Here is a 9,126-nt window from a genome sequence, read left to right on the forward strand (position 1 = left end):
TTCAATTTCCCTTATAGCTTCTTTAAGCTCATCTATATTTTTGAAGTTATATTTTTCTAACATATTATTTTTCAAATTCAAAATAAAAGTAGCTACAATAACTCCAACTACTCCAAGTAAGCTTACTATAATTAAAATATTTTTATCTATAATGAAACCTACTATCGCAAGTACGATAAATACCACTATTATCCCTATTGATTTTTTTATATCAAATCCTTTATTTACACTTTCTAAAAGTTCCTTCATACCATTTATATCTTTTTCTAAGATATTTTTATTCTTAAGCTTATTTTCATACTCCTCTAAGTTCTTTTCCTCTTCATCTATTAATCTTTTTAATTTTTCTTCACTTTCTAGTTTCTCTTTAAAAGACTTAGTCTCTGTAATTAAGTTATTTATCTTGTCCTTTATATCTCCACCTAATGAATAAAACACATCTAACTTTACATTTTCTTTTTTTATCTCTTCTTCTTCATTTTTAAATTCTTCTATATTACTTTTATTTTCTCTTATTTTAAAATTTATAAGCTTTATATCTTCAAACTTCTTTTCTAACATTTCTAATTCATTTTTGCTTAATTTATTTAATTCTTCATAAAGGGTTTCTTCTTCTTTTTTATTAGCCTCATTTTTGTTGAAATATTTTACTATCTCCTCATATTCTTTTTTCAGATTTCCCCTTTTTAAATGTTTTTTATAAATCTCTAGTCTTTCTATATTTTCTTTTACTTTTTTCTTTTCTACTTTAACTCTTTTAAGCTCACTTTCTAGCTCTAAAGTTTCCCTTTTCAACTTCTCTGCTTTATAAAACTCTTCATTTAATTTATTTAAAGCTTCATTACTTTCTTTTAAAGTACCAGTTCCTCTAGCCCCTTGTATCTCTTTTCTTTTTTCCATTAATTTTTCAATTGCTTTATCTATGGACACTTCATCAGTATTTTCATTTAAAGTGCTCTTTAATCTTTCCTTTATTTCATCCTCTTTTTTTTCTTTTTCTATTATTATTTTTTGTTGCCCTATAAATAAGGTTCTAGAAAATGTTTTCTCTGTTACGTTTAATAGAACTTCTCCAACCTCTCTTTTCTTTAGGTCTATTTTTTCACCTGTTACAAAGTTTAATACTTCTATGAAATCATTTTTCTTAGTTTCTCCAAACCTTCTTTTTATTAAATATTGAACTTCATCTTGTTCAATCAAAAGCTCTCCTTCAATTATTCCTCCACTTAAAGGAAGATATCTTCCTCTGATTTTTTTAGTATTTCCAAATCCAAAAAGCCAAACCTTAATAAATTCCTGTATAGAAGATTTTCCACCCTCATTTTCTCCAAATATAAGATTTAATCCTTTATTGAACTCTATTTCTTTATTTTTAATTCCAGCAAAGCTAATTATTTTCACCCTTTTAATAATCATCTAAAACTATCTCCTCATCACTTAGACTTCTCATTCCAAAAGCTAAAGCTAACTCAAAAATCTCTTCATCAATATTTTCATCCTTTTTTAACTCTTCTATAAACATACCTTTGATTGAATTTTCTTTAATATCTAACTTTACCCTAGTTTCATCTACAATTTTTACATTATACTTATTCAAATTTTCTTTTAAAATTTCCCTATCTATAATTATGTCTTCCTTTATGTTTCCTATTAGCCTTATTTTAAGGAAGTTCTCCTTCTCTTTTTCCTCTAACTCCTTTAATATTAATTTTTCTATAAAATATAAATTTTCAGCATTTTCTACATTAATATTTAAAGTTTCATATTCACTTATTGAAGTCTTTCTAAAGGCTAAATTAGCAAAGCCTTTTCTAACATTTCCAATTACTATTCCTTTTTCTCCTTCTTCATCAAAGCCTCTTCCCTGAGGGCATCCTGAGTATGCATAATAAGTTTTTCCACATCTATTTATTCCACTATAAAGATGAATGTGCCCTAACCCAATATAATCTAATCCGCTCTCTTCAAAGTCTTCTAATAAAATTGGATTGTACTCACTGCTCCTATTCCCAAGGTCTCCATGTCCAACTAATATATTTATATTATCTTCCTTTATATTAATTTCTTTCATCAATGTCTCTCTTTGATACTTTTCGTTAAATCCAAAACCATGAATTGATACATCCTCTAAATCTATTCTCTCTAACCCACCTTTAAAAATATAAACATTTTTAGGCCAATCTATAATGTCATAAAAAGATTTCCCATTAAAAGGGTCATGATTTCCAGGACTAATAAATACATAAGTATTTTCTAGCTCTTCTAATATATCTCTTACAAAGCTTACAGTTTCTTTTTTTACTTTATTATTATCAAAAACATCACCTGCAATAAGTAGGATTCTAACTTTTTCCTCATTACAAATATCTATAATTTTCTTAAAGACAGTCTTTATATTTCTTCTTACTTTTTCTCCAAGACCACCCTCCATATCTTTAATAGCTGTATCTAAATGTATATCACTACAATGCACTATTTTAATTTCTTTCATAAATTTTCTCCTCTCACAAGAACTCTAGTTCTATTTTACTAAAAAAAGTCAAAAATAAAAACTATTGTATAAACAATAGTTTTAGCTTTCTTTATTTTCTTTTATACTGTTTTCATATTTTTCTACCATTCTTTTTACCATCTCACCACCAATTGCACCACACTGCTTTGCTGTGAGATCACCGTTGTATTCCTTTAACGGAACTCCAATCTCTTTTGCCACTTCATATTTAAAAGCTTCTAATGGACTTTCTTTTTTATTTAAGGACTTCTTTTTCATAAATAAATTCCTCCTTGATTTTCTTAATTTTAAACCAAGCCTTCATTTATTATTATGTATATTTTATATATTTTAATTCTATGTAATTTTATCCACTAAGCAAATGCCTTAAACACATATCCTTGCTCTTTTAAATTTTCTACTTTTTTATTAAACTCACTCTTAGAATTTTCTAATTTTTTTGCATTCCCTATAAATAATACTACACTTTTTGTATCAGGTGAATTAAATGAATAAAAGCTATCTAAATTTACCGCTTCTATCTGTTTCTCTCTTACAATTCTTTCTAAGTTAACCCCTCTTGGAATTACTGTATCACCATTTCTTTGTATTTCACTATTCTTATTAACTACATCATTATCTAAAAAACTTATTTTCACATTTAAGTCTGATCCCATTTTTATAATATCATTTATTTGACTATCGTTTACGTTTTCATCTGCAACTACAATATATGCTTTTTCTTTTTCTTTTTCTAAAGACTGAACACTTTGATACGTTCCTTTAGTTATTACCTCAACAACTGAATTTAATTCCTCTTTTGATTCATAAGTAGTCGAAGTATCTATCACTTCATATCTATGTGCTTTTAAATATTTATCTATTCCTACAATCCCAATTGTTAAAACTACTAAACTTACTAGTATCCCTAAAATTAATTTTATGTTAACCTTTTTCATACTTCCACTCCTTTCATGAATCTTTTCGATTTCAATTTACTTTATTATAACATATTTTTTAAACTTTTGGTTAATTTTTTGTACTTTTTTGAAATTAATATTATTTATTTTGTAAATCCTTTGAATTTCTCTTATTTTTGTCGAACCTTTCTTTTTTTATTTTTTTGATAAACTATCCATTATAATAAAAAAAAGCAAAAAAAAAGACATTCAAATGAATGTCTTTGGCAGGGGCAGTAGGACTTGAACCCACAACCAATGGTTTTGGAGACCACTACTCTACCAATTGAGCCATACCCCTAAGTCCTATTTAGTTTATCAAATAATATTTCTATTGTCAATCTTTTTCTTTCAGATAATAAATTCTAATTATTGGTTGTTAATTTTCTTTTTTTAGATTATAATGGAATAAATTAATTTGATAGTCAAACTATTTAATTTTCAAAATAAATATAAGTGAGGGATTTTTTATGAATATCAAACCTTTAACAATCGGTAATTTAAAAGTTAGACTTCCTATCATTCAAGGTGGTATGGGAGTAGGAGTATCATTATCTTCTCTAGCTTCTGCCGTAACTAATGCTGGTGGTATAGGTGTTATATCTTCAGCTGATATTGGATTTAAAGAAAAAGATTTTAATACAAACTCTAAGCTTGCTAACCTTAGAGCCTTAAAAGAACATATAAGAATTGCAAAGGAAAAAACTAAAAATGGTATTTTAGGAGTTAATATTATGGTTGCTACTAAAGACTATGAAGATTATGTTAAAGCTGCTATTGATGCTGGCATTGATTTAATCATTTCTGGTGCTGGTATGCCAACTGCTCTTCCTAAGTTAGTAAAGGATTCAGCAGTTAAAATTGCTCCTATCGTTTCTTCTCTAAAAGCATGTAGAGTAATTTTAAAACTTTGGGAAAAGCATAATAATAGACTACCTGATATAGTTATTATAGAAGGTCCTAAAGCTGGTGGGCATCTTGGGTTTAAAAAAGACCAAGTCGAAAATCTTTCTGTTGAAGAATTTGATAAAGAAATTTCTTTAATCATTGAACATGTAAAAGAGCATGGTGCTCGTTTTGATAAAGACATTCCTGTTATAGTTGCAGGTGGTGTTTTTGATGGCTTTGATATAGCTAAATATCTTAAGCTTGGTGCATCAGGTGTTCAAATGGCAACACGTTTTGTTGCAACTGATGAATGTGATGCTTCTCTTGAATTTAAGGAAGCCTATGTTAATTCTACTTTAGATAACATTAGTATCGTAGGTAGCCCAGTTGGAATGCCAGGTCGTGCTATTTTAAATCCTTTTGTTCAAAAAACTAAAGAAGGTAAAATTCCAGTAAAAAAATGTTATGATTGTTTAATTCCTTGTAATCCTAAGGATACACCATACTGTATAACTCAAGCTTTAATTAACTCAGTTAATGGTGATTTAGACAATGGATTAATTTTCTGTGGTGAAAACGCACATAAAATAAAAGAGATTGTTTCAGTTCAAACCTTAATGGATACTTTAGAAAAAGAAATATTAGAAGCTTAGTATTTTAATATTAAACTTAAAAATAAAGGACTTTTTCAATTTTGAAAAAGTCCTTTGCTTTATTACAAATTATTTTACACATATGTATTAACTAAATAATAACATCTCTCTTTTGTTAATTCCCTCTGTGTTTGATAGTTTGCTGTTTGTTTAACTAAGGAATCAGTATAATCATTCTCACTTTCCTTAGCTTTTGCTTCCATTCCCGTCTTCCATGTATTTTCATCATTTTGTAGTTTGGTCCAATCTTCACTTGACATTTTAACTTGTAATCCGTTTAAGATTTTATTTAATTCATCATTCCATTTATTATATTTATCTTTTGCTCTCGTAAGTTTTTGCTCATATGTACTTGCTCCAAGTTCCATATTATTCACTGCAATATCAAGATTACTTAATTCTAATAAATACTTTCCTTTTTGATAGAATTTATTATTTTTTGCATCTTTTATATTTAGCTTTTGATCTATTCCTATGGCCACTTCCGATACATATGCTTGTTGAGTTGGGCTTAAATTATCCCCTTCCATACTAGTTATTAATGCAAGTGCCTCTTTATATTTTCCCGCACCATATAAATTACTTAAATTTAAAATATCAGTTGTTGTTTTTGCATCACTTTGCTTATCTGTATTTGGATTTCCTTTTTTTATCGCTTCTTTAAGTTCATCTATTTTCTTACCAATAGGATATCTTGTATAGCTACTTGGAATATTACTTAACTCTACACTTGCATCCCCACTATCTCCTGCTTCATAAAAACTATTGGCTTTCATATATCCTTGTAATATTTTTATCAAATCAGTTGCATTTTCATTAGAGCTATCTAAGTTTAAAGCATTTTGATAATTTGTAATAGCTGCATTATAATCTCCATTTGCAGTATCATTATTTCCCTCTATCATATAATTATTTATTTTCTTTCCTTTTGACTCACCTGTACCTTTAATGTTAGGAACTATCATTCCTATTCCAATCCCTATTAATATTATAATTAATACGCTAGCTACCATTCGTCTTCTCTTATACATTCTTTTTTTATCTTTGGCTATTTTTCTATCCACCGCTAATTTTTGTGGATTTTTTCCTTTGCTCACTTTATCCTATCTCCTTAGTGTATTTTCTTAAGATATATAATATATTAATATACTTCAATAATTTTTTCTTGTTTTAATCAATTAATTTATTATTTGTTAATATTCTAAATTAAATACCTTAAAATATATCTATCACCTATAAATACACCATTATAAGAAAATAAAACTATTGTAGACGTTTTTATAAACTTTATTATAATACTTTCTTCTATTTTAATTACACTTACCTATACTAAATATCCTACAAAATATCCTCCACCAACAATTGCTCCATTATATAAAAATAATCCTATTGTTGATGTTTTTATAAAATCTATAAATTTAACTCCAAGTCCACCTTCTATAATTGGGACAATCGTCCTTACTACTGGCATACACCTTGTGCTAATTCTTCCATAACTATTTTCAGCCATTTTTTCAGCTTTCAAAATAGCATTTTTAGATTTTGGAAATTTTTTTATAAGAAGTTCTATAACTTTAGGTCCTATGTATCTTCCAATTGAATATAATACAATGTTCCCAAGTAGTGCTGCTATTAAACATATTCCTAACGCTAATATTAAATTTATATCTCCTTTTTTTACAACAATCCCTATACCACCTAAAATGACTCCTGCTGCAAGACCTGGTAAATTAAGATGCTCTAAAAATACAAGAATAAATATAATCATTATTCCATACTCTGCAAATAACTCTAATATTTGTTCCATACAATCGCCTCTCTCCTCTTAAATATTCCCATATAAGTATTATACCTTTACATCCCATATTTTACTATATTTCTATAATATCTTATACACCTTAATTTTTTCTTAAATAGAAATTATTAATTCCTTAATTCTATTAATAATTACAAATTTCATATAAGCAAAAAGGACCTTTTCAAAATGAAAAAATCCTCTTTAAAATTATTTTATAACATCTTCTGCCTTAACAACATTAATGTTTGTTTTATATTCAATTTCACTCCAGTTAATTCTCTTAGCTATTTTAGCTTCTTTATTAAATTTAACACCTTTAAATAAAAGTTCTTTTACTTTCTCGTATCCAACCATATCTATTAAGTGTCCACCATGCATATAAACTGGATTATTGTGTAATACCTCTTTTGAGAATGGAATCCAATTTTCAAAAATGCTTATTAACGTTTCTTCTGTTACATAATCAACAAACACTTTACCCATTCTTGGATTTTTTCTTCCTGTTCTTCCACCTATAGTTACTCTATATAATTGTTTATCATATCTTTTCATAGCTCTAGTAGGACAAACATCTGTACATTCTCCACATCCAATACAAAGGTCTCTATTTATAATCATTTTTCCATTTTCTTCAGTTATAGCACCAACACTATGTGCTCTACAAGCTCTTTCACAACCACCACATTCAACACATCTATCATAATCATATTGTGGAAGTGTAACTCCATATATTCCAAAATCACTCATATGAGCTTTTATACAGTCATTTGGACATCCTGTTATATTGATTTTTATGTGATAATGACTTGGATAAATTACTTTTTCAAGCTTTCTAGCAAGTTCTGCTGTATTAATATTAGCCTTTATACAATGCTCTCCACCAATACAAGCTCCTATATTTCTAGCTCCAAGGGCTGGATATCCTTTTTCATTAGATTCCATATCCACCTTACAGTTTTCTATTTCAACAGCTTCAATATATGATTTAACTAAAGCATTTACTTTTTCAATGTTTTCATATTTAATACCTGGCATGTTAAAGGTTTGTCTTGTTCCAAAATGGAATGTACCATTTCCATATTTAGTAGCAATCTCTTGAACTAAACCTAAATGTTTTGCATCAGTAATTCCTCCTGGAACTCTCATTTGAAACATAAATTCTCCTGGAATTTTTGATTGACGGAAACAATTAGCACGTAGTGCTTCTACATTTATATCTTTATTCATCTTAAGGCTCCTCCTACTTCTCTAACTCTTCTGTTAATCTTGTTAAAGTGTTTGCAAAACTAATAAGTTTTGGACAGATACTTGTACAACGTCCACATCCAACGCATAACTGTTCTTCTGAATGCTCTGTTTTTGGATTATAAAACTTATCAAAAACTCTTTGTCTAACTCTTGCAGGAACTAAATCTTTTACCGTAAATCCTTTTAATGATTTAGTTTTTATAAGTTGACATCCATTCCAAACTCTTCTTATTTCTGTAACATCTGAATTATTTATCTTAACTTCTTTAGTAGAAAGGCATGTACAAGTTGGACAACTAGCATTACAGCTTCCACATCCTATACAACGATTCTTATATTCATTCCAAAATTCTAAATTTCTAGCCTTATCTAAAGCTTTGTAATCCCAAAGTTCAAATTTAGGAAGCTTAACATTTACTCCATCTTCCTTAGCAAATCTTATTTCAAAATCTTCTTTTTCATTTTCATCCATAACATATTTATCAAAATCTGCATCCTTTACTTTGATAAATATATTATCTCCATCAAATCTTATTCCCATTGAATAATTATCTGTTTCATTTGTTTTTGTTGAAACACAGTAACAAGTATCAAATGCATTTGGACATTCCATTACCATAAACTTAACATTTTCACGTCTTGCTCTATAATAATCATCCTTCATAAACTTTTTATCAATTCTTTCCATAGCATGAATATCACAAGCACGAAGAATTATGATTTTTTTCTTTTCATTATCTTTATCTTCATTTTTTATAATATTTCCATTTATCTTTACTGCATATAAATGATTTATTGGTAATAATACTTCTTTTGCTGAATAATCAGATCTTCTATCATAAACAACATCATTAAATGAGTTTATTTTTCCATATCTAATACTATCTACATTACTATATCTACCTTCATTTTTATAAGCTATTGGTGCAAATACATCATATTCTTCTTGTAATTTGTTTAAAAAGCTGTCCACATTATTTTTAGAAAATTTAATGTCCATAAAGTCACTTCCTCATATTTTTTCATTAGTTCAATGAAGAAAATTATAAAGCATAATTCCCTAAAAATACAGGGATTTAAATTCTAATA

At 27.6% G+C, this 9,126-nt stretch carries 9 protein-coding genes and 1 tRNA gene; 1 reads left to right on the forward strand and 9 read right to left on the reverse strand.

The features are described 5' to 3' along the window. The 5 genes from ACRC28_RS13035 to ACRC28_RS13055 form a co-directional block, all read right to left on the reverse strand. A partial coding sequence (locus ACRC28_RS13035; RefSeq protein ID WP_438543886.1) for an AAA family ATPase occupies nucleotides 1-1,416 on the reverse strand: 1,416 nt, incomplete at its 3' end. Then, nucleotides 1,406-2,491, reverse strand: coding sequence for a metallophosphoesterase family protein (locus ACRC28_RS13040; protein WP_438543887.1), 1,086 nt, complete (start codon nucleotides 2,489-2,491; stop codon nucleotides 1,406-1,408). The genes ACRC28_RS13040 and ACRC28_RS13035, both read right to left, overlap by 11 nt. A gap of 81 nt (nucleotides 2,492-2,572) precedes the next feature. Continuing rightward, a complete protein-coding gene (locus tag ACRC28_RS13045; RefSeq protein ID WP_438543888.1) occupies nucleotides 2,573-2,770 on the reverse strand; it encodes an alpha/beta-type small acid-soluble spore protein in 198 nt (65 codons plus the stop codon). A gap of 95 nt (nucleotides 2,771-2,865) precedes the next feature. Beyond that, nucleotides 2,866-3,450: a hypothetical protein gene (locus ACRC28_RS13050; protein ID WP_438543889.1), complete on the reverse strand. Its 585-nt coding sequence runs from the start codon at nucleotides 3,448-3,450 to the stop codon at nucleotides 2,866-2,868. Nucleotides 3,451-3,675: 225 nt separating this feature from the next. Beyond that, a tRNA-Trp gene (locus ACRC28_RS13055) sits at nucleotides 3,676-3,751 on the reverse strand. Nucleotides 3,752-3,920: 169 nt separating this feature from the next. Between ACRC28_RS13055 and ACRC28_RS13060 the strand changes: the two genes are divergently transcribed. Then, nucleotides 3,921-4,991 carry an NAD(P)H-dependent flavin oxidoreductase gene (locus ACRC28_RS13060; protein ID WP_438543890.1) on the forward strand — a complete coding sequence of 357 codons (1,071 nt, stop codon included), beginning with the start codon at nucleotides 3,921-3,923 and terminating at the stop codon, nucleotides 4,989-4,991. A gap of 74 nt (nucleotides 4,992-5,065) precedes the next feature. Here ACRC28_RS13060 and ACRC28_RS13065 read toward each other — a convergent pair whose 3' ends face one another. From ACRC28_RS13065 to ACRC28_RS13080, 4 genes are all read right to left on the reverse strand, one after another. Next, complete coding sequence (locus ACRC28_RS13065; protein WP_438543891.1) at nucleotides 5,066-6,088, reverse strand: lysozyme inhibitor LprI family protein; 1,023 nt, start codon at nucleotides 6,086-6,088, stop codon at nucleotides 5,066-5,068. A 227-nt stretch (nucleotides 6,089-6,315) separates the two neighbouring features. Then, nucleotides 6,316-6,798 carry a DedA family protein gene (locus ACRC28_RS13070; RefSeq protein WP_438543892.1) on the reverse strand — a complete coding sequence of 161 codons (483 nt, stop codon included), beginning with the start codon at nucleotides 6,796-6,798 and terminating at the stop codon, nucleotides 6,316-6,318. Between the two features lie 198 nt (nucleotides 6,799-6,996). After that, the gene (gene asrC / locus ACRC28_RS13075; protein ID WP_438543893.1) at nucleotides 6,997-8,016 is read right to left on the reverse strand and encodes a sulfite reductase subunit C; all 1,020 of its coding nucleotides are present in this window, start codon (nucleotides 8,014-8,016) and stop codon (nucleotides 6,997-6,999) included. Nucleotides 8,017-8,029: 13 nt separating this feature from the next. Beyond that, complete coding sequence (locus ACRC28_RS13080; protein ID WP_438543894.1) at nucleotides 8,030-9,037, reverse strand: 4Fe-4S dicluster domain-containing protein; 1,008 nt, start codon at nucleotides 9,035-9,037, stop codon at nucleotides 8,030-8,032. Nucleotides 9,038-9,126 lie beyond the last annotated feature (89 nt).

Source organism: Clostridium sp., assembly GCF_051650885.1.
GTDB lineage: Bacteria > Bacillota > Clostridia > Clostridiales > Clostridiaceae > Clostridium.